Annotated in this window: 1 protein-coding gene; it reads left to right on the top strand. The window is 66.2% G+C overall.

Going from position 1 to position 512, the window contains the following annotated elements:
• Window positions 1-420, top strand: a 420-nt coding sequence (mraY, locus tag AACY08_RS28780; protein ID WP_339472485.1) for a phospho-N-acetylmuramoyl-pentapeptide-transferase, incomplete at its 5' end; no start/stop codon positions are given.
• Window positions 421-512 lie beyond the last annotated feature (92 nt).

The following is a 512-nucleotide window of genomic DNA, read 5'->3' as shown; positions in this document are numbered from 1 at the left end:
GCCAAGTTCGCGGCCTATCTCGGCATTCCGCACGTGCCGCACGCGGGTGATCTGGCCATCTTTTGCGGCGCGATTGTCGGCGCGGGGCTGGCGTTCCTGTGGTTCAACGCGCCGCCGGCGGCGGTGTTCATGGGCGCTACCGGCAGCCTAGCCCTCGGCGGCGCGCTTGGCGCGATCGCGGTGGTGGCGCATCATGAAATCGTGCTGGGCATCATCGGCGGGCTGTTCGTGATCGAAGCGATGAGCGTCATCATCCAGGTGTTCTTCTACAAGCGCACTGGCCGCCGCGTGTTTAAGATGGCACCGATCCACCATCATTTCGAGCAACTCGGCTGGAGCGAGCCAACGGTCGTGATCCGGTTCTGGATCATCGCGCTCGTGCTCGCGCTGGCAGGGCTGTCGACGTTGAAGCTCCGGTGATCGTATCGCCCCTCTGGCGCGGCAAAAGCTACGCTGTGCTGGGGCTTGCGCGCTCTGGTGCCGCGACCGTGCGCGCGCTGCTGGCGGGCGGC

It is taken from the genome of Pseudomonas sp. EL_65y_Pfl1_R83, from assembly GCF_963970695.1.
In the GTDB taxonomy this organism is placed as follows: domain Bacteria; phylum Pseudomonadota; class Gammaproteobacteria; order Pseudomonadales; family Pseudomonadaceae; genus Aquipseudomonas; species Aquipseudomonas tritici.
This window is presented reverse-complemented; position numbering and strand designations above follow the sequence as displayed.